Annotated in this window: 17 protein-coding genes and 2 pseudogenes; 9 read left to right on the top strand and 10 right to left on the bottom strand. The window is 69.2% G+C overall.

Annotation, left to right across the window (positions count from 1 at the left end; genetic code table 11):
* Window positions 1–889: 889 nt before the first annotated feature.
* From IEZ04_RS30065 to IEZ04_RS30070, 3 genes are all read left to right on the top strand, one after another.
* A complete protein-coding gene (locus IEZ04_RS30065) occupies window positions 890–1,648 on the top strand; it encodes a hypothetical protein (protein WP_189220154.1) in 759 nt (252 codons plus the stop codon).
* A 490-nt stretch (window positions 1,649–2,138) separates the two neighbouring features.
* Window positions 2,139–2,213, top strand: a complete 75-nt coding sequence (locus tag IEZ04_RS35305; protein WP_229821394.1) for a DUF6233 domain-containing protein — start codon at window positions 2,139–2,141, stop codon at window positions 2,211–2,213.
* Between the two features lie 709 nt (window positions 2,214–2,922).
* Window positions 2,923–3,363, top strand: coding sequence for a phospholipase A2 (locus IEZ04_RS30070; RefSeq protein WP_189220155.1), 441 nt, complete (start codon window positions 2,923–2,925; stop codon window positions 3,361–3,363).
* Between the two features lie 1,398 nt (window positions 3,364–4,761).
* Here IEZ04_RS30070 and IEZ04_RS30075 read toward each other — a convergent pair.
* A complete protein-coding gene (locus IEZ04_RS30075) occupies window positions 4,762–5,013 on the bottom strand; it encodes a hypothetical protein (protein ID WP_189220156.1) in 252 nt (83 codons plus the stop codon).
* Between the two features lie 390 nt (window positions 5,014–5,403).
* Here IEZ04_RS30075 and IEZ04_RS30080 point away from each other — a divergent pair, with 390 nt between their 5' ends.
* Window positions 5,404–5,742 (top strand): hypothetical protein, encoded by a 339-nt coding sequence (locus IEZ04_RS30080; RefSeq protein ID WP_189220157.1) that lies wholly within the window; start codon window positions 5,404–5,406, stop codon window positions 5,740–5,742.
* Between the two features lie 298 nt (window positions 5,743–6,040).
* On the top strand, window positions 6,041–6,982 hold the full coding sequence (locus IEZ04_RS30085; RefSeq protein WP_189220158.1) for a hypothetical protein: 942 nt from the start codon (window positions 6,041–6,043) through the stop codon (window positions 6,980–6,982).
* A gap of 297 nt (window positions 6,983–7,279) precedes the next feature.
* On the opposite strand, the gene IEZ04_RS30090 is transcribed toward IEZ04_RS30085, so the two are convergent.
* Together IEZ04_RS30090 and IEZ04_RS30095 are read right to left on the bottom strand one after the other, a co-directional pair.
* Window positions 7,280–7,519, bottom strand: coding sequence for a hypothetical protein (locus tag IEZ04_RS30090; protein WP_189220159.1), 240 nt, complete (start codon window positions 7,517–7,519; stop codon window positions 7,280–7,282).
* 233 nt (window positions 7,520–7,752) lie between these two features.
* Window positions 7,753–8,316 (bottom strand): hypothetical protein, encoded by a 564-nt coding sequence (locus IEZ04_RS30095; RefSeq protein WP_189220160.1) that lies wholly within the window; start codon window positions 8,314–8,316, stop codon window positions 7,753–7,755.
* A 419-nt stretch (window positions 8,317–8,735) separates the two neighbouring features.
* On the opposite strand from IEZ04_RS30095, the gene IEZ04_RS30100 reads away from it, so the two are divergent.
* Window positions 8,736–9,080: a hypothetical protein gene (locus tag IEZ04_RS30100; protein WP_189220161.1), complete on the top strand. Its 345-nt coding sequence runs from the start codon at window positions 8,736–8,738 to the stop codon at window positions 9,078–9,080.
* Window positions 9,081–9,135: 55 nt separating this feature from the next.
* On the opposite strand, the pseudogene IEZ04_RS30105 reads toward IEZ04_RS30100, so the two are convergent.
* A pseudogene (locus IEZ04_RS30105) lies at window positions 9,136–10,388 on the bottom strand (IS3 family transposase).
* Window positions 10,389–10,440: 52 nt separating this feature from the next.
* A pseudogene (locus tag IEZ04_RS30110) lies at window positions 10,441–10,728 on the bottom strand (relaxase domain-containing protein); the annotation flags it as partial.
* A 219-nt stretch (window positions 10,729–10,947) separates the two neighbouring features.
* Here IEZ04_RS30110 and IEZ04_RS30115 point away from each other — a divergent pair.
* The 3 genes from IEZ04_RS30115 (at window position 10,948) to IEZ04_RS30125 (ending at window position 12,446) form a co-directional block, all read left to right on the top strand.
* Complete coding sequence (locus IEZ04_RS30115; RefSeq protein WP_189220162.1) at window positions 10,948–11,145, top strand: hypothetical protein; 198 nt, start codon at window positions 10,948–10,950, stop codon at window positions 11,143–11,145.
* Between the two features lie 746 nt (window positions 11,146–11,891).
* Window positions 11,892–12,053 carry a hypothetical protein gene (locus IEZ04_RS30120; RefSeq protein ID WP_189220163.1) on the top strand — a complete coding sequence of 54 codons (162 nt, stop codon included), beginning with the start codon at window positions 11,892–11,894 and terminating at the stop codon, window positions 12,051–12,053.
* Window positions 12,054–12,074: 21 nt separating this feature from the next.
* Window positions 12,075–12,446 (top strand): hypothetical protein, encoded by a 372-nt coding sequence (locus IEZ04_RS30125; protein ID WP_189220164.1) that lies wholly within the window; start codon window positions 12,075–12,077, stop codon window positions 12,444–12,446.
* Between the two features lie 592 nt (window positions 12,447–13,038).
* On the opposite strand, the gene IEZ04_RS30130 is transcribed toward IEZ04_RS30125, so the two are convergent.
* The 5 genes from IEZ04_RS30130 to IEZ04_RS30150 all read right to left on the bottom strand — a co-directional run bounded on the left by IEZ04_RS30130 (window position 13,039) and on the right by IEZ04_RS30150 (window position 17,820).
* Complete coding sequence (locus IEZ04_RS30130; RefSeq protein ID WP_189220165.1) at window positions 13,039–13,440, bottom strand: DUF4265 domain-containing protein; 402 nt, start codon at window positions 13,438–13,440, stop codon at window positions 13,039–13,041.
* A gap of 31 nt (window positions 13,441–13,471) precedes the next feature.
* The gene (locus IEZ04_RS30135; protein WP_189220166.1) at window positions 13,472–14,341 is read right to left on the bottom strand and encodes a GNAT family N-acetyltransferase; all 870 of its coding nucleotides are present in this window, start codon (window positions 14,339–14,341) and stop codon (window positions 13,472–13,474) included.
* A gap of 42 nt (window positions 14,342–14,383) precedes the next feature.
* Window positions 14,384–15,199: an IS21-like element helper ATPase IstB gene (gene istB / locus IEZ04_RS30140; RefSeq protein WP_189220167.1), complete on the bottom strand. Its 816-nt coding sequence runs from the start codon at window positions 15,197–15,199 to the stop codon at window positions 14,384–14,386.
* Window positions 15,196–16,842, bottom strand: a complete 1,647-nt coding sequence (istA, locus tag IEZ04_RS30145; RefSeq protein WP_189220168.1) for an IS21 family transposase — start codon at window positions 16,840–16,842, stop codon at window positions 15,196–15,198. Before istA ends, istB begins: the two co-directional genes overlap by 4 nt.
* A 219-nt stretch (window positions 16,843–17,061) precedes the next feature.
* On the bottom strand, window positions 17,062–17,820 hold the full coding sequence (locus IEZ04_RS30150; RefSeq protein ID WP_189220169.1) for a class I SAM-dependent methyltransferase: 759 nt from the start codon (window positions 17,818–17,820) through the stop codon (window positions 17,062–17,064).
* Between the last annotated feature and the right edge of the window lie 30 nt (window positions 17,821–17,850).

Raw genomic sequence — 17,850 nt, forward strand, 5'->3', positions numbered from 1 at the left:
CCCGCGGAGCGGGTCCCCCAGTGCTGCGCACTGGGCAATGAACGAAGGCGCTGCACGCCTTCGAAACCCGCTCCGCGGGTTTTCGGGAAAGCGCTGCGCGCTTTCCTGGAATCCCCGCTTCGCGGGTCTTCCGGATTTCCGCTGCGCTCCAATCCAAAAAGCAGGGTATTGCCGCTGCGCGGCAATACCCGGGCGTCCGCTGCGCTCCCGCCCAACCGGCTCCGCCGGGCAGCAAGGAGGGCGGGTGTGTCGCGCCGTGAGCTGTGTGAGGCTGAAATTCGGGCCCGCCGCCCCCAGGGCCAGGACGTGGCCGGCCCAGCGAGCCCCGTGCCAGAACCCGCCTTCCCCGGATCAAGCACGTTCCTGCCGGGCCAGCCCCGAGCCATGCATCAAAAGCAGCGCAAGACCAAGTCTGGAACTAGACCACACTCCCGATCCGGGGTGCTGCATCATCTGGTTTCGCATGTACCTTTGGCGAAGTCGGAGAACATCGCCGGACCATACTGCATCACATAATGTGCTGTGTAGACTCTGATATTTTACGCCATCACCCCAGGCGGTCGAGGGAATCATGGGAACCTGTGCACCGATGTCACCGAGAAGTGCCACGACGTGACGGGTGATTACGGATCGAGAAAGCCTCAACCCTCAGCTGAGCGCAATGCTCGATGCTTACCCTTGTGCATTTCCTCATTGGAATATCCCTCCCGAGTCGCTCTGAGAGGGGCAAGTGGGATTCAACACGGAGAGCGAGTTGCCGCTGGTTGGTGCCGCCACGTGCTCACGGATGGTAGCGGCACTCCTGCCCCGAATCGAGTTGCTGAGCTTGCTGGAGAACGTTTCCGTCAGATGCCTGCAGACCAACGTCCTGCTCCGCCACCCTGATGGGATGCGTATCGAACATGAGACCCTCAACGAATACGCCCGCGCAGTCGCCCGCAGGGAAGTCAGCGCGCTGCGGCTGACGTTCATGGTGATCGTGGGAGCAGTCGTTCTGACCGCCGTCCGGACCGATCGGGACCAGCTTGCCTTGTATGCCGCCTTCGTTTGGCTGGCGGTGGGCACTTTGGACTTCGGTGTTCGCGAGCGCCGCGCGGCGCGAATCGCCGACTTAACCAGAATCGAAGGTCGAAGGGTGGGCCGTGACCCTTACGAACTCGTGCGCGAGGAGGTCGTGCATCGCTACCCCGACCGCGAGGTGTACCTGCTGCTCACCCTCGCCGGCCTCTCCTACGTTGGGCTGAAGAGCCTTCTCTCCTCTGTCCATGTCGCGGGGCTTAGTCCAGCGGACGCTCCAGCCATCCTGACCACCGCCGTCAGCCTGCCGGGGTTGATCGTGGCAGTGAGCGTCATGATCCCGCGCGTTCTCAGAGCATGGGGTGCCAAGGAGAAAGACGCAGGGCAGGGGCGCGGTGCGGCGTCGTCCGGGCGCGCCGACATCATCCGAGCGGAGAAGGAAGGCGAGGCCGCCGTTCTGCGAGCCCGAGCAGAGCTGAGGCGAGCCGATGCCGAATACAAGAGGGCAGAAATGGGTCTCGCCCCGCTGCCGCCCGCGCAGCTCCCACCGCCGGACGAGCCACCCGAGCTGCCACCGGCGTCCGGGAACGGTGCCGCTGCAGGAGGAACTCCGCAGCCTCCGTCCCTCTGACTACGCGTCCCCTTCGCGCCCCGAACCCCGAGGCTGCCCCCTGTCCGCCTGTCCCGCCCTCCAGGCATGGGCAAGCAGGGGGCATCCAACACAATCGGCTCTCCCGCACATGCCCGCCACAACCGGCCCCGCCACACACCTCGACCACAGCACGCCGAGGCACTCGGCCAGAGCAGCCGAGCCCCCGGCCCATGCCGAACGGTCCGCCCTCATAAAATCGAATACATGACCGATTCCCGTCCGCCGTCCCGCCTCGAGCTGCTCACCTTCGCCGAACGCGTCGCCGAGCAGCAGCTGGCCCAGGTGCGCCGGTGGAAGGCGGCGGAGGAGCGTCGGTGGCGGAGCGGGAACGGGGTGCGGCGGCGCGGCCGGCGGTGCCGGAGTGGACGGTGGAGCGAAGCCTGGGCGGGCGTGCGTCGGCGGCGTATGTGCACGCGGGCGGCTGTCACATGGCGGGCAAGCGGGCGCAGGGGTGCCGCGGGAGGTGGCGATGCGGGCGCTGGCGGAGGGTGTTCAGGCATGCCCGCACTGCCGCCCGGACACCGAGCTGGGCGTCCTGGAGTAGCGCGGTGGGCGGCCGGCTGGCTGTACGTGCGGCTGCGGAGTGCCGTCTCGGCAGGCGGGTCGCCCCCTGCCGCTCACGGCGCTGTGGTCGCGGCCAGCCGCGGCGCCGCAAGGGATGCGCAGGGAGGACGGTCCATCCTGCCCTCACGCTTCAACAGGTTTGGCACGCTCGCGCAAGGCTCCCTTGCCGGTTGTGCCCTGTAAGGCGGCAAGCGGAAAGCTCGGGCGGTGGCGGGTCGGCTTGTTGCCCTCGATCGCAGCCGCTGACGCGCGTCCGCGCGATCAGCGGCCGCAACCATGGGCGGGGCTGCGGTCGTACATGCGGACACAGCACGGAAATCCTCCAGCCGGACAGGACACCGCGGCAATACCTGGACCAGGCGGTCACTCGGCGGGGTTGTCCCCGCCAGGCACTGTGAGCAAGAACCATCCGCCCCGAATCGGGCTCGGTCGGAGCCGGACTGGTCGGCCGCTGGCCGCTGCCGAGACGCTCCCGGACCGGGACCAGTCGTGAATGCGCCTGCCGGGACAGGCGCATTCCGGCGGGTCAGGATCGCATCCTCCTCAGGACGGGTGAATACGGAGGGATGTGATCGCCCAGGGTGATCCTTCACTGCACACTCGTCTCACCACCCCTCCGATCACCTTGAAGGTGTACACGCACTTTGGTGAACAGGACGCGCCCTGCCTCTCATGAAAGAGGTCCCTGCATGACTCGTGTACGCACTGCCCTTCCCGCTCTGGCGGTGGCCGTCGCGGCCGCCCTCGGCCCGGGCGCGGCCCCGGTCTCCGCCGAGACCCCGCTGCAGAGAGCCGACCGGCTGATGACGATGGGCTACGCGGAGTTCGCCCGGCAGCCCCATGCCGCCCCGTTCGACTGGGAGACCGACGGCTGTACCGGCCTCGATGTGGCCCGGCAGGCCACCTTCCGTCAGGCGTGTGTCCAGCACGACTTCGGCTACGGCAACTACGGCCCCTCCAGCACCCTCCGACTGGATCCGACGGACACCCGCCGGGCCTGGATCGACAAACGTTTTTATCAGGAGATGCGGCAGATCTGCACCGACCAGCACGGCAGCGACGGCCAGTGCATGGCCGACGCCGAGACCATCTACGGCGGAGTCCGGCTGCTCGGCGGCCTGCGCTGGTAACGCGAAAGGGGCAGCCGCTCAACCAGGCCGGGGGTCGCAGTCGCAGCAGTTACCCCGGCCCCGCCCTGTGTCCAGCGTTCCCGTAACTGCGTGCGTCGGATCAGGACCCGTCAGGGTCTGGTGAGCGATGCGCGGCAGCCATGTGTCCACCACGTCGTGCGACTCGTCGGGAGCCGGATCGCGACTTCCACCTGGCGCGTAGGCTGGAGACCGGCCGGCACACAGCGACCAGTGGGCGCAGTACCCGACCCGCTCAGCTCCCGCTTGCTCCGCGTCCGTGCCCGCCCCTCGCATAGTCGAGCAGTGCCTCCACTGACTCGCTGGCGCCCGAACGTGCAGAGCGCGGGCTCGATAGACCAACGGCTGGCTGTGCAGGTCTCTACGGATGTCGTTCCGCGGTGGAAGCGGGAGTCGGCTACGCGCCCCGCCCAAGATTAATGTCACTGAGAGCGGGAATCACTGCGATTGCATTCCCGCAGGCGGCGCTGCCACTTGCGGTGACATCCGGTCTCGTCGCGGTTCGTGGCCAGGGCAACCAAGTGACATCCGTCGACGCGTCGAAACGACTCCCGCTGAGACCTCCATAGCCAAACAGCACAAGCCGGGGTCAGGATCATGGACGGCTGCGGCCGTCAACGGTGCGAACACCTCCTCGGACAGACCGACGCGTTCGAGCGGTGGCTAGCGCACCGCATAAGCCCCAAGTGCCGCGCGCCGGTCTTCCGGCCCGCGCGCTGCGACGTCGAGGTTCAGCAGCCGAGCCACCTCGGCTGGCAGGAGTGCCGGTGCCCCTGCCCCGTTCCGCTCTTCGCCGCCCATGGGCAGCATCCTGTGCCGATCCCGGCCCACCCCCAGAAGGTGAGCAGACGACGACCCCCGGGGCTTCCATGAAGACCAAGGAGCCGCCTGCCCTCACATGGCGGTCACCGGAACACGGTTTCACCCGTCGGTCGGCCGAGCCGCAGCGGTGACGTGACGTCACATGCCGAGCGCCCCGCTCAGGAGACCACCTGCCGTGTCGACTCCCTCTGCCGGAACCGCGAACACGGGGCCGATCAAGTCGATCGGCTGCGCCGTCTTCCCGTCGCCGGGAAACAGGCCGGCAGGTTGAGCCTGCGCGAGTGGGGCAAGGACCGCACCGCCCAGCACGAGCAGGGCGCTCGCTGCCCCAGCGGTCAGGACACGACGAAGGGTGTGCATGAGGAGACCTCTCACAACAGACGGGCCGGACGGCGGATGCCGTGCGGATTCCCCGGAGGCTGTCCGGCTGCTGGCGGGCGAACGCGCCCGCGTCACCGCCGAGCGGGGCGTGCGGGAGCAGGGTGCGGGCAGGCGGGGCACGGTCGCGCTCCGGGCGGTGACCTTCCCGGGGCCGGGGACGGTGCGGGTGGGTGGGGTTCAGTTGAAGGCGACCTGGGCGGCGGTGAAGGTGAGGTCGGTCAGGCCCTTGGTGGCGCAGTCCGGGTTGGGGTGGACCACGACGGGCACGACGGTGAAGGTGTCACCGGTGAGCGGGCCGTCGACGATGGGGCCGCCGATGGTGAGGGTGCCCTTGGTGGGGTCGGTGTTGATGTGGCGTCCAGGGTGCTCGTCCGCCCGGTGTTCCAGTGGATGGGCACCGTCAGCTTCGCGGTCAGCAGCAGCGAGCACGGAGTGCCGCCCTGCGCGCTCGCGCTGCCGGTGACGCCGGAGATGTCGGCGGACTTCAGCTCACGGTGCGCGCCGTTGGGCGACAGGCAGTTGAGGAGCTTGGCGCCGCCGGTCACCGCGGCTTCCTGGTTGGTCGCGCGGCCGCTGCACCAGGCACACGGCGTGTCAGGGCGTCCAAGCGGCGCTGTCGCCCGACCGGGGGACACAACACCTGCGGACGGGCTCGTACACGCAGTCGGGCGGCCGCCTGACTGCGTAGGTCAGGACGGATGAAGCCGGGTTATGCGGTCACTTGTCGGACGATCTTCTTCCTCGTCTTCCGTGTCCTGCGTAGGACCTACGGCGTTGGGTCGCCTGATTGATGGAGTTGCCCGACTAGAGGGAGAACTGATGAGCACCATGATGCGCAAAGTGGTTCTGGTGACGGGTGTTGCGGCCGCGATGCTGGCCGGGCCCGCGGCGGCCGTGGGACAGGCGGCGGACGAGCCCGGGCAGGGCATCCCGGCGCTGATCGTGTCCCCGGCCCCGGGGAAGATCACCAAGGAGCGGAAGATCACCGACACATACAACTACGCCCCGGGCGGCTCCTCCTCGCAGCAGAGCAGTTCGTCGTCGGCCCCGCAGCCGCCGGAGCCCGGCCCGGTGACCAACCTCAAGGACACCGCCAACTCCACCGTCCAGTCCGCCACCTCCGGTGCGTCCAGCACCGTGGACTCCGCGCTGAAGTAGTCCGTCGCCGCAGCGCAGGCAGCAGAGGCGGCCGGGCGGCGGGGCATGCCCGAACCGGGCGCTCCCCGCCCGCCGCACCCCCAGGCGGAACCGGCCGGGCGCCGGGACAAGGACGAGAGGCAAGGATCAAGTGCAGAACATCCGTGAACCCCTGCTGGGGCGGCGGCGGGTCTGGCTCGCGACAGCGGCAGTCGCGCTGACACCGCTGGCAGCGCTTCCCCAGGCGCCCGGCGCCGAAGCGGCCGCAGGATCATCCAAGGTCTTCACCCGAAGCGGAGAGTGGGAACCCCCACGGGGCGTGACGGAAGCCACCGTGTACTTGTGGGGCCCGGGCGGGAACGGCGGTAACGGCGGCGGAGGAGGCGGAGGCGCGAGCAGCTGGCTCCCCGGCGGGTCCGGAAATCGGTACGGCGGCGGAGGTGCGGGCGGCGACAGCGGCGGAGGCGGCGGAGGCGGCGCCTACATCGCCTGCCAATTCGATGTCTATGAGGGGGACGTCTTCTACGTCGACATCGGCAGGACGGACCACGTGGGCGCCAGGGAAGCAAACGGCGGGGCCGCGGGCCCGAGCAACCAGCCCGGAGCAGGGCGCAGAAGCGGGCTTGCCGGCGAGAAGGGGGACGACAACCAGGCCTCCGGCGAGAGCACCCAGTTCCAGCTCGAGACGCAGTCCCGGCGGCAGCGCTCGCCGCAGTACACCGCCCTGGCCGAGGCGCCGGCAGGGCAGGAGGGCCGCCCCGGTCTCGGCGGAGGCGGCGGCTACGTCGCCAGCCAGGGCAGCCACGGAAAGGGCGGCAAGCCCCTCGGAACCGGCGGCCCCCCGACGGCCCTGAGCGATCAGGGCACCTGCGAGTCGGGCACCGGACGGCTCGCTGCAAGGCAGGGAAGGCCTGGCCGCCAGGGCGGCCAGGGTTCCCCCGGAACGGCGGGCAGCAAGCAGGGCCAAGGCCTCGGCGGAGTCGGCTCCACCCAGCCCGGAGCCGGGGGAGAGCCGGGCGTCTTCCACCGCCCCGACGGCCGGGACCTGCCAGAGGGCGTTGCGACCGGCGGCGACGGCGGCTTCGGAGGGGACGGCGGTGTCGGCTCCGGGCGCCCCAGGCTGGCCGAACCAGGCAGTCCGGGCAAACTCGGCGAACCCGGAGGTGACGGCTACGCTGTCATCACCTGGGCAGGACGCGAACGGGAAGGACGCGGGCGAGAGAACCGCGAACGGGAGGACCGCGAACGGGAAGAACGGTAACAACCGGGACAACAGCCCGACCGACAGCGAGGCTGAGCCCACCCGGCACCGCACCGCGGGCCCCGGACGCCGCAGCCAGTTGACTCTTTTCGCCACCCTCACCGCGGAACCGGGGCGTGCGGGAGCTGCGAGCCGACAGGGCGCGTCCACACTCGAGGCGGTGGGCCGGCGAGCGGCCCGCCGGCCCCACACGGGGCGGTGGGCCGGCGGGCCTCGTGCAGGGCGCGGCAGTTCTTGCTCAGGAGTACATCCCGGCCGCCGCCGGGCGGACCCACAGACCCGTCGATCTGTCGAGGATCACGCCGTGCTGCCCGGGCAGAGCGTGTCGGCCAGGACCGGGACGACCTCCAGGGCGGAGCGAGCGCCACCGCAGGCATTCTGCTGTTGGGTAGAGACCACGGTCATCAGCGCGGTGTCGAGGCCGCCGGGAAGAAGATCAGCAGGCTGAGCCTGCGCCGGGCTGGCATGCACTGCGGCACCCAGGACGAGCAGAGTGCTCGATGCCCCAGCGGCAAGGACACGACGAAGGGTGTGCATCGGGAAACCTCCACAACCAAGACGGGCCGGACAGCGGATACCGCACAGATTTTCGGCGGCTGTGCGGTCCGGGGCGTCGAACGCGCCAGCCTGACGGCAGAACGGGGCGTGCGGGAGCAGGGTGCGGGCAGGCGTGGCGCGGTCGCGCTCCGGGCGGTGACCTCCCCAGGGCCGGGAAGAACCCCGGCCCGCGCAGCGAGAGGCCGACGGGCCAGGGACGGTGCGGGCGGGTGTCAGCCGAAGGTGACCTGGACGGTGTCGAAGGTGAGGCTGGTCAGTCCCTTGGTGCCGCAGTCCGGGTTGGGGTTGGCCAGGACCGGGACCACGGTGAAGGTGTCGCCCTTGAGCGGGCCGCCGACGACCGGACCGCCGATACTGATCAGGCCCTTGGCGGGGTCGGTGTTGACGGTGGCGTCCACCGTGCTCGTCTGGCCGTTGTCCCAGTTGAAGGCCACCGTCAGGTCGGCGGTCAGCAGCAGCGAGCAGGGGCTGCCGTTCTGCGTGTGCGCGGTGCCCTTGGCGCTCACGTCGGCGTTCTTCAGCTGGGGGTGGGAGCCGTTGGGCGAGAGGCAGTTGACGACCGCCGCGTCGCCGGTCACGCCGGCCGTCTGGCCAGCCCCGGTCAGGGCCGGATCGAAGTTGATCACGCCGTGGCCGGTGCAGGTCAGGTCGCCGGCGGCGGCGTGGGCGGCGGTGGCGGGCAGGACGAGCCCCGCCGCCGACAGGGCTGCCGAGGCCGCCAGGACGCCGAAGCGGTGCAGCCGGGAACTCGGGGACGTGCAGGGGCGTATGGACATGCCGATCCCTCCTGTTGCTGACGCGTGTCAGACCGCGACCAGTGTCGAGGCGAGACAACCAGCCACTGAAGGGACGTGCGGGGGCGTGCAGGCAGTCCTCACGGGGCGCCCGGAGGTTGTTACCCGGCAGTGAGGGCACCATGCGGGACGGACGATGCCGACGGGACACAGTCCGTCCCGCCAGCACCGGAGAGGCCCGCGCGGCAGGGCTGCACGGCGAAGAGGGGCCGCCGGGCCGGGCCGCGGCCGAGCCCGGCGCTGATCGGCCGCGCGGCAGGCGAGCGGGGCGCGCCGCCGCCCACGTGCCTGTGCCCGAGCACGTCCACGCTCCGCACCGCGCGGATACGTGGTTATGCCAAGGCTCGCCCTGTCGCCCAGACCGTCGTCGAGGACAGCGACCAGGAGGTCGCCGACGACTGATGCGGAGCACGCTGCTCGAACAGCGCCGCAAGACGCTTCTGCACAACCTGCCCGATCCGGGTGATGAAGTGCAGCCGCGCGGTGGGGTGGGGAGCCTCCTGAACGTTGTCTGCAACGTCCGTCGTTTCGTCTTGTTCGGGAGGCCCGCTGTGCTCACCATCCGTCGCGGCGTCACCGCTGCTGCCGCAACCGTTGCACTTCTCACCGGCGGCATCACTGCAGCCGCACCGGCTCAGGCGTTGGACCCCAACGTCCTTCTCGACATCTCTGGCACCGCCATCAACATCACCGGCAACGCTGTAGCAACACTTGGCGACGCTGTTCCGAAGGCCCTTGCCGGGTAAGCCACGGACGACCCCGCGGTATGGCATATGAACCGTTCCGGGTTCGGTAGAGATCTCAGATGTTGGGTGCGACCTGGGATTTCGTTGTTGCGAGGTAGTGGTTGTTCTCGTATTCGACCGGCGGGACGTGGCCTATCTCACCGTGGAGTCGCCGGTGGTTGTACCAGTCGACGTACTCAGCGGTGGCGAGCTCGACGTCGGACAGCGTCTTCCAGGGCCGCCAGGGCTTGATCAGTTCGGTTTTGAACAGGCCGATCGTGCTCTCCATCAGGGCGTTGTCGTAGGCGTCGCCCACCGATCCGATGGAGGCGGCGATGCCGGCGGCCTCCAGGTGGCCGGCGAGCCGGAAACTCGTGTACTGCGACCCGGCATCCGAGTGATGGATCAACTGGCCCGGCCGGACGGGGTGGTGGTCGCGGTCGCGTTGCTACAGTGCCATCTCCAGGGCGTCCAGCACGAAGACCGTTTCCTTCACGGTGGCCGCGGACCAGCCGACGATCCGGCGGGAGAAGGTGTCCACGACGAAGGCGACGTAGACGACGCCTGCCCAGGTCTTCACGTGGGTGAAGTCCGCGACCCAGCACCGGTTCGGGGCGCCGGCGACGAAGTCGCGGTCGACGAGGTCCGGGGCCCGGTCGGTCTGACCGCCGGGCAGCGTGGTGATCACGCGCCGGCCGCGGACGGCGCCGGTGATGCCGAGCTCGCGCATCAGCCGCTCGACGGTGCAGCGGGCCACCGCGTGGCCCTGCCGGTGCAGTTCCCGCCAGATCTTCCTCGCGCCGTAGACACGGTAGTTGGCCTCGAAGACGGCGCTGATGTGCTCTTTCAGCTCGGCGTCCCGCACGGTCCTGGCGGACGGCGTGACCTGTCGTTTGTGGTGGGCGTAGTAGGTGGCAGGGGCGATCTTGCAGTCGTGTGCGCTGAGCACGCGGCAGATCGGCTCGACACCGCCGAAGCGGTCCCGGTGCTCGTCAATGAACGCTACGAGCGCGTGTGTGGCCGGTCGAGCTCGGCCGCGAAAAAAGACGCCGCGGCCTTGAGGATCTCGTTGGCCCGCTTGAGCTCTGCGTTCTCCTTCTTCAGCCGCTTCAGCTCGGCCGACTCCTCGATCGTGGTGCCCGGCCGGACGCCGGCGTCGATCTGGTCCTGCCGGACCCACTTGCGCAATGTCTCGGTCGTGCCGATCCCGAGCTTGGCCGCGACCGCTTTCATCGCAGCCCACTCGGTGTCGTAGTCGGGCCGCACCTCGGCGACCATCCGCACCGCACGACGGCGCAGCTCAAGCGGGTAAGGGGAAGGACGTGCCATGACTCGATCCTCTCAAATGATCGAGTCCCTACCGAACCCGGAACGGTTCATTGTCGGTCTTGGGCGAGCGGTTGTGCTCGATGGGCCGACCCAGCACGGTCGCCCGCCGGGCCGTCGCCGGATCGTCGCCCGCCTCCAGGCGCTCGCGCTCGATCCGGTCGGCGTCCGGGTGCTGGCCCTCCCCCAGAAGCAGTTCGGCCTGCCGCTCGGTCACCACGTCCCCGGCCGTAAGGCCGACCGCGGCCAGGCCCCGGCCCTTCCAGACGCCGGGCGGGACACCGGCTTCGTCCTGGGCGGCGCGCAGCGGCGTGCCCGTCCGGCGGTGACCGTCGCCGACCATCACGCCACGGAAGAGGTAGCGCACCCCGTTCCCCGGGCGAACTGGCGACATGCTAATCATCGGCCCATGGAACCCCGGGCGTGACCTGCACAAAAGCGTGATCCGTGGTTCTTCCCGCCGGGCGGGAGGGCATCACCAGATCTTTACCGGAGCGCCCGCCAGGCGGGCCGCCGGGCCAGCCCAAGACGGTAAGCCGCCGACCTGTGCACAGTCCGCCGCATGACTACCGAACTGCTCCACGGAGACCTCTGCCCGCTGTGCGGCCGGCCCCTCACGCTGCTCCCGACCGTCATCGTCCGCTCGAACGTGCCGTACCCCACCCGGACCGACTACCTGCCACACTGCACCGCCTGCGCCGACGACCTGCCTAACGTGCAGAGGTGGAACGACCTGATGAACGACCGCTACGGCCTCTGACCAGACCGTGCGAATGCTGCGCGCCAACCACACCAGCACCACCCAGCCGACTCCAACGCCATTTAACGCGCACCAACGCACCACTCCCCCGACAACCCACCACTGAGCGCACCGCGTCACCGACGCCCTTCAACACGACCAGCCACCACCGCCCCCGGCCGACCGGCCGGGGGCTTCGTGCATCGGTGGAGGAGTTCGCCGTGCCTACGTACGAGGTTCTGCCCCGCTCCACCGCCGACCTGGACCGCCTCACCCAAGAACAGCGCCGCCTATTCCGCCGCACCGTGGCTGCCTTCGTCGAGGACCCGCGCACCGGCGACTTCCGGCAAGCGCGCGGGTTCGCAGAATTTGGCAACGGTCAGCCGGGGAACCCGTCCACCAACTGGGCGGTTCCCGGCGTAGAACGAGTGGGTTCTGCCCGGCTGGCCGTAAGGGCCTTGGGACGGGTGCCGGTGCTCGGAGATACGAATTCGGCCGCAGTGAGCCTCACACACGGTCTCCTCGGGCGGAGGTGAGTCGATGATGTACGAATGACATACATAGCTCCCCCGGAGTGGCCGCCGCCAGCTGGATGGCCGCCGCCGTTCGACGACTGGACACCGCCGCGGGGTTGGACGCCGAATGCTCGCCGCCCCGTCCGCATTCCGCCGGACGGACACGGCATCCTACTGCCGGGGCTGCCCGGGGCTGAGGAACCCTCCGCGCCCGAACCACCGGCCGCTGCCGCAGATGGGCGCCCCAGGGTCGTGGTGCGGATGCTTGCGCTGTGGGCGCGGTCCGTCCAGCGCGACGCCCACAGCTACTACCAGGCCGCGAGCAAGGCAGCATGGACGGACCGGGCGATCGACTATGGAGAGGAGTGGTCGCCCACCGGGGACGATCTCGCTCGCGTACTTGAGGACGTCTAAGTTCGGGGGTACCGCCTCGTCATGTCGGCCTACCAGATGGAGCGCTGGTCGCGGGCCCACCAGCAGATCACCGGCGGCGCCAAGGAGTCGGACGAGCTCCTGGAGAAACTGCGCAACACCATCGAACACCTCGACGAGGCGTCCTTCACCGACCTTGTCGCGCAGAAGGGCCCGCCCGACCCGAAACGCAAAAGGAAGAAGTGGTCCATCGAGGAGCTGCCCGGCAAGGAGCTCTTCCTGGGGTTCGACGCTGGCTATACCGAGGCCGCGTTCGGCTTGGTAAACCTGCGGGATGTGACGGAGCGGGCACGCCCGTACGCCCAGCTTGATGCACCCGACGAGCCGTCGTTCGACGACTACGAGCCCGATTTGTACGATCCTGGAAGCGATTGATTCACGCCTGCACAGCAGCACTTGTACAAACCGGGCGCTCCCTCACCTGGTGCCGGGCGGGAGCTGCCCGTGGGCGAGCCAATCGCGCCCTGAGACGTCACTTGGGCAGCTTCGCTATTCGGTGATCCCGAAGAGCCTCCTCAGCCTGAGGGGGTCGGCGGTCTCGGCTGCCTCATTGAGGATGCGGTCCTGGCGCAGGCCGACGAGAGTGAGTCCTTTGGGTACGTCGTCGCGCAGGAGGGCCTTGCCGATGGCGGGATGGTCGGGGTCGAAGGTTGATCTCTGACTGACAATCAGCCGGGGGTTGGCCGAGGCGGGCCAGCGGCGGTGTCGGTAGTCGAGCCAGTCGGCGGCGATCTGGTGGGTGAGTTCCTCCAGATAGAGGGTGTGGCGTCGGAGACCATAGCCTCTTCCACCGCGCTACCTTCTCAGGCAGCACCTTTGCGTTCTGCGACGCGGAATACCGCGGCGGAGGCGTCGACTTCTCCGAGGCCAGAGGTGAACCGCCTCTCAACCTGGTGCCACGACACGGCCACGCCCCGCCAACGGGGCTGTTCTCGCCTTGGAACTCCTAACGGAATGAGTGTTCGAGTCAGGAGTCGATCTCCCAGTGAAGGGCACCGGCTTGGGCGGGTGCTTTCAGCGCCTCCCTGAGGGTGGCCGGGTCGGTGCCGGGCGGCAGGTCCACTGAGAGGTAAGTGCTCTGAAGCCACTCGTGCGGCAGGGCGGCTTCGACGACCTTGCCGTGAAGGAGCTCATGCAGCTGGTTCCGGTCCTGGTGGTCCGCAACGAGCGCGACACGAAGGGTCCGGTGGCCGGACTTCTGCACCACCGAGGCCACCAGGTGGGCGCTGTCGATGGTCACCACGTCGAGGTAGCAGATCCCGTAGGTGAAGAAGGGTGATTGTGCCGGTGAGAAGCAGCAACGCGTGATGGTGAGTTCTGGGAACGAGTGAGGGTGCTCAGCCGCTGGGATGTCGGTGACATTCAGCAACGCTGCGGAGCCGCAGGCCCTTTGGCTCGGCTCACGTCCTGGTGGTGTAGGTGTGAGTTCGAGTGTGGGAAGTGAAGCCTATGGACTCGTAGAGCTGTTTCGGGACGGGGTAGGCGGCATCTCCGCGGCAGTAGACGGTGGCGTGGTCCCCGCCGGCATCGGCGAAGGCGTGGAGCACGGCGGTGCAGACGGCGCGGGCCAGGCCGAGGCGGCGATGTTCGGGATGGGTGCCGACCGGCTCGAACTCGCCGATGCGGTTGGTCTCGTCGTACCAGCCCTGGCAGTAGGCGACGGCATCACCGGCGGGAGAGATGACAATGAGATCGAGCTCTGGGCGGTAGGGCCACATGCTCCTCATGCGGGCATGGCGCTCGGTGGTGATCCGGGTGGAGCCGAACGCGGCCCGGTGCGCTGCCGCCCGTCCGGCGGTGTCTGTGGGGTCCTGCTGGGCCCGGATCAGATAGCCGTCGGGCAGTGGTGGCAGGTCCGGCAGGTGGGTGAGCGGTCGGCGCATCACGGTCATGAAGGGGCCATCGGGGGCGCGCTTGTAGCCGCGCCGCTCCAGCGTGACGGCCAGGTGCTGTTCCGTCTCGGCGATCTCGACGTGCAACGTTCCGGGAGCCGTCTGCTCGGCCCAGTCGAGTACTTCGTCGGTCAGCTGGGAATGGCTCGGGTCGACCTGGAGCATGAGGGTGTCGGGCAGCTCGAGCCAGCCCCAGGCCAGGGTCTGGTCCTCGTCGGTCCAGATCGCCGTGGGGTGCCCGTCGGCCCGGTCGAGGGCCAGGCACCAGTTCCAGGCGAGGTCGCCGATGTGACGGTAGCCGGTCGCGGGGAAGACTCGGGTGGCCAGGTCCTGCATGGCGCGCAGCGCCAGGGGACCGGTGTAGGTGTGGCGTTGCATGGGCGCCATGCTGCCGACTGGCTCCTGGATCAAGCAACGGAGTTATCCCTGGCAGGTGAGGTCTGGCTCAGGTCGCGGCGCCTGTTCTGCCTTGGCCCGGCTCCGGGCGAGCCGGTAGGAGTCGGTGCCGGTCTCGATGATCGTGCCGTTGAAGGTGAGCCGGTCGACGATGGCCGTGCAGAGCCGGGGATCGATGAAGGTCTTGGTCCAGCCGCCGAAAGCCTCGTTGGAGGCGATGGCGACGCTGTTCTTCTCCTCGCGCTCGGTCAGCACCTGGAACAGCAGTTCGGCTCCGTGCTTGTCGAGCTCCATGTATCCGAGTTCGTCTATGCAGAGCAGGTCGACGCGGCCGTAGCGGGCGATGGTCTTGGTCAGCTGCTTGTCGTCCGCCGCCTCGACGAGTTCGTTGACCAGCTTGGTGGCCAGGGTGTACTTCACGCGGAACCCGGCCATCGCGGCCTCGGTGCCCAGTGCGATCAGGAGATGGGATTTGCCGGTGCCGGAGTCGCCGATCAGGCAGAGCGGCTGTCCCTTCTTCACCCACTCGCAGGTGGCGAGGGTGTGGACGACGGCTGCATCGATGTTGGGGTTGGCGTCGAAGTCGAACTCCCGCAGCGACTTCTGCCGCGGAAAGGCCGCGGCCTTGATCCTGCGTTCCGACCGGCGCCGGGCCCGGTCGTCGCACTCGGCCAGCAGCAGTTCGGCGAGGAAGGTGCGGTAGGACATCTGCTCGCGGGCGGCCTGCTCGGCCAGGTCGGGGAATTTCGCGCGAATGGTGGGCAGCCGGAGCATCCGGCAGGCGCCGACGACAGCGGTCTCGGCCGCCTGCTCGCTCATCCGGCGGCTGGTGGCGTTCATGACATCCGTTCTCCCTTGCTGGCAGTGGTCGTGCCGCGAGCGCGGCGGCCAAGGAGCTGGTCGTAGAGGGCCGGTGAGGGCAGCGGCCGGGTGTCGGGCGGGAGATGGGCCAGCCGCCGTGCGGTCAGGGAGGTCACCGTCGGCTCCCGCCGCCGCGGCTCCGGCTCGGGCAAGCCGGTGTCAGCGTCGTCGGCCTCCTGGGCCTTGCGGGCCTCCAGAGCGACGGCGTCCGTGGTCAGTGCGCCCACCCTCAGGCTGGCGGCGAGCCCGGCCACCAGGTGCTCGTGCGCAATGCGTCGCCCCAGCAGCAGCACGTCGATCAGGGCCCGGGTGCCGTCGCGGTCACCGCGGACCTTGCAGGCCGCGGCCCACCACGCGTCATGGACCGGAGTGAACTTCCCGGCGGCTCTGGCCTGCTCGAGCGCGGTCGCCCCGGGCAGAGCACCGGGCTTGCGCACCAGGACTTCCAGGTAGTGGTCCAGGACCAGCCGCTCCCCGCCTTTGGCGATCAGCCGTTCGTGCCGGGCGATTCCCGCGCTGCCGTCGTAGACGACCAGCTCGTTGGCGTGCAGCACGGCCCGCACCCGGCGGCCGATGAAGCGGACCGGCACCGAGTAGCAGTTGGTACGGACCGAGATCCGGCTGTGCCGGTCCACCCGCAACGCGAAGGTGCGGCTGGTGTCGAACGACTTGTCCGGCAGCGGCTTCAGGAGGGGCTGTTCCACGGCGAAGTACTCACCGGTGGTCCGGGGCCGCATCCGGATGCGCCGGGCATCTTCTTGTTCGTCCCACTGCTCGACGAGCAGGTTCAGCTCGGCCAAGAAGTCCACCTCGGGAACCGGGACCAGGTGGTTGCGACGGAAGTACCCGACATCCCCTTCCACCCCGCCCTTCTCGTGGGCGCCGGCCAGGCCGGGGCGGCAGTAGAAGCTGTCCAGGCCGTAGTGCTCGCGGAAGGTGATCCACCGCTCGTTCTCCCGTCTCTCCCGGGCGAACCCGATCACCTTGGCGACCGCGGCCTTCAAGTTGTCGTAGCGGACCTTGCCGGTCGGCGCCCCGCCCAGGACGCTGAGGGCGTGCACGTGACCCTCGAAGAACGCTTCCTGTCCGCCGGACGCGAAGATTCGGTGCACTGCCTTGCCCGAATACGACAGGCGGAAGCTGAACAGGTAGCAGACCACCGTATGCCCGGCCAGACGCACCGAGACATCCCCGAAGTCGACCTCCGCTTCGACGCCGGGGCGGTGCGACTGCGGCACGAACGCCTCAACGGGACCACGACCGGCCATCGCGCGAATCTCCCCCCGGCGCACTGCGACGTAATCGCGGACCATGCCGTAGGAGATGTCATGGGCCTGATGCTCTTCAAGCAGCCGGTCCAGGACACGCTTCGCGGTGTGCCGCTGCTTGCGCGGGGCGTCCAGATCGGCCCGCAGCATCTGGTCGACCAACGGCTTGTACGGGTCCAGGCGCGTCGGCCTCGGCGGCAGTTTCTTACGCGGCCGGGGCCAGGCCGACTCCAGCGCGTTCTGCACCGTCGGGTGGCCGACGCCGTACTTGCGCATCACGGCCCGCTTCGACAGCCCGGCACGGCAGTCCCGGCGGATCGCCGCGTACAGCTCGACCTTGGACCTCGGCGCCATCGACGCCCCCTCGCGGAACGGAGCATGGCCATGCTCCCACCGCAAGCCCTCCGCTGTTGCCGAAACTCACCGACACACGGACACCGCAACCCGAGACGTTTACAGCGCTGACCGACACCCGTTCCTGAAAGTCACCGACACACCCACTCCTGAAGCTCCTATAGACCATCAAGCCTCCCGCAGACAGTCGCGTCACCCGTGCCCGTGATTCGGCTCTGTTCAGGCGTGGATGGTGGCTGGGCGCGCGACAGTCAGGCCGCACCGGTAGGGCTCGTCGAGTGTGCCGTCGGGAAAGAGGCGTGCCAGCGCGGTGCGGTTCGCGCCGAGGAGGTGCTCGCGCTCGGCAAGGTCCATGACCACGAAGTGCGAGTGGGTGGCGAGGTTGCCGAGGTGCTCCTCGACGGTGACCCGGCGCGACCACGTGACCTCGCGGGTGGCCACCTCGACCGGGAACGGAGTGAGCAGGTCGGCGACTGTCGTCGAGAAGCGGTAAGTGAAGGGTGCGAGCCGGACCTCCTCCTCCGCCACCCACGGGACGCGGACGTCGGCCTGGTTCCACCACAGGGCCAGTGCGCCGTGCGGGCGCAGCACGCGCAGCGCTTCGGGGACGGAGCGGGCCGGGTCGGTCCAGTGCCAGGCCTGGGCGTAGGTGATCAGGTCGAAGCTGCCGGCGGCGAAGGGCAGACGGTCCCCCTCCCCGCGCACGAGCGGGATGTCCGGCTCGGCCCGGTGCAACTGTGCGGCCATGCCGGCGCCCGGCTCCAGGGCGACGACCCGGGCGCCGCGCTCACGCAGCAGCCGGGTGGCTATCCCGGTGCCGGCCCCGCAGTCCAGCACGTCGGCACCGGCCAACGGCAGGCCGGCGAGTTCCTCCACGGCGTCGAAGAGCGCCGCCGGGTAGTCCGGGCGGGCGGCGGCGTACTGCGTGGCGACGTTGTCGAAGGACAGGGCACGGGGCGGGTTCGCGTGGGATGCCATGCCCGTGATCTTCCCGCACTGCACTGTTCC

The sequence above is a fragment of the Streptomyces ruber genome, from assembly GCF_014648075.1.
Taxonomy (GTDB): domain Bacteria; phylum Actinomycetota; class Actinomycetes; order Streptomycetales; family Streptomycetaceae; genus Streptomyces; species Streptomyces ruber.